The sequence below is a fragment of the Caballeronia sp. genome, from assembly GCF_049581465.1.
Lineage (GTDB): Bacteria > Pseudomonadota > Gammaproteobacteria > Burkholderiales > Burkholderiaceae > Caballeronia.
Map to the genome: position 1 here is coordinate 1 of NZ_JBAUSA010001088.1, position 1684 is coordinate 1684.

Here is a 1684-nt window from a genome sequence, read left to right on the forward strand (position 1 = left end):
GAGATGCCCGATACCGCGAGGGTCATGCCCAGGCGGTCGGGCCAGCGATTGCGCCACACCGCCGACACAATCCCAATCGTCATCCCAAAGATGACTGCCCACACCATGCTCACCAGCGTCAGCAGCAAAGTCGGCATGAATCGCTCTCCGATCTCGACGCTGACGGGCCGTTTGCTGCGCGTCGAAGTGCCGAAATCGCCATGCGCAATCCGCCAGAAGAAGTTCACGAATTGCTGCGGCAGCGGTTTGTCGAGACCGAGGTCGCTGCGCACCAGCGTAATGGTGGCTTCATCGGCTTCAGGGCCGGCCGCGAGACGCGCCGGATCGCCGGGTAATAGATGCACGAACAGGAACACCAGCACCGCGACGATCAGCAGTGTCGGCAGAAGGCCCATGAGACGTTTGACGAGAAAATTCAGCATGAAGACAATCCGGCTGTGTTGCGGCGTGACAGGTGTGGCAACTGGACGTGTCCCGTTGCCACCTGGTGGAACGATTACTTGAGCGCGATCTCGTCAAAATTGAACGAGCCGTCCGGTGCCACGTAAGCACCCGACAAGCGCTTGCTGCGCGCATAGACGACTTTTTCCTGAACCAGGAAAATCCACGGCGCATCGGCCCAGATGCGCTTTTGCGCGTCCGAGTACAGCGCGGTTTTCTGCGCACGATCGGTGGTTTCCAGCGCCTTGGACAAGTCGCTATCGACGTTATCGTTCTTGTAGTACGACGTGTTTGCGAGCTTCGGCGGTATCGAGGCCGATGCCAGCAACGGCGAGATCGCCCAGTCGGCTTCGCCCGTGGACGACGACCAGCCGATGTAGTACATGCGCACCGGCGCGGTTGCGGGGTCCTGCGCGCTTTCGACCTTAGCGACCCGCTGGCCTGCCTCAAGCGCTTCGACCTTCACCTTCACACCGACCTGCGCGAGCTGCTGCTGCACGAATTGAATGACCTTTTGCGAGGTTGAGTTGTTGTACCCCGACCAGAGCGTGGATTCGAAACCGTCCGGATAGCCCGCCTCTTTCAGCAACGCACGGGCCTTCGCCGGATCGTACGGCCACGGTCCGGACTTTGTTGCGTAGTCCACACCTTGCGGCACGACACCGTCTGCCGGCGTCGCATAACCCGAGAACGCCACCTTCGTGAGCGCGTCCTTGTTCACCGCGTAGTTGAGCGCCTCGCGGACCTTGGGGTTATCGAACGGCTTCTGAGTGACGTTCAGGCTGATATAGCGCTGGATGATCGACGGCGCGGCGAGCAGATCGACCTTCGGGTCGGTCTTGAGCATGGCGGCCTGTTCAAACGGCACCTGGAACGCGAAATCCGCTTCGCCCGTGCGCATCAGCGCGGCGCGCGTGTTGTTGTCGACCACCGGCTTCCAGTCGATGGCGTCGACCTTCGGATAGCCCTTCTTCCAGTAGCCGGCGAACTTCTTCACCGTCAGGTCGCCCGCCGGGTCCCACTTCACCAGTTCGAACGGACCCGTGCCGACCGGATGGAAGGCAATGTCCTTGCCGTACTTCTTCAGCGCGTCCGGCGAAATCATCACCGCCGACGGATGCGCCAGTACGTTGATGAACGCCGAAAACGGCGCCTTCAGCGTGATCTTCACCGTGTACGGGTCGATCACTTCGGTCCTCTCGATGCGGCTGAACATGTTGTAGCGCTTGAGCCTGTTCGCCGG

At 61.0% G+C, this 1684-nt stretch carries 1 protein-coding gene and 1 pseudogene; both read right to left on the reverse strand.

Going from position 1 to position 1684, the window contains the following annotated elements; translation table 11 throughout:
* A pseudogene (locus tag WCA53_RS26610) lies at positions 1 to 422 on the reverse strand (glutathione ABC transporter permease GsiC); the annotation flags it as partial.
* Between the two features lie 74 nt (positions 423 to 496).
* On the reverse strand, positions 497 to 1684 hold a 1188-nt coding region (gsiB, locus tag WCA53_RS26615; protein ID WP_423917647.1), incomplete at its 5' end, for a glutathione ABC transporter substrate-binding protein GsiB.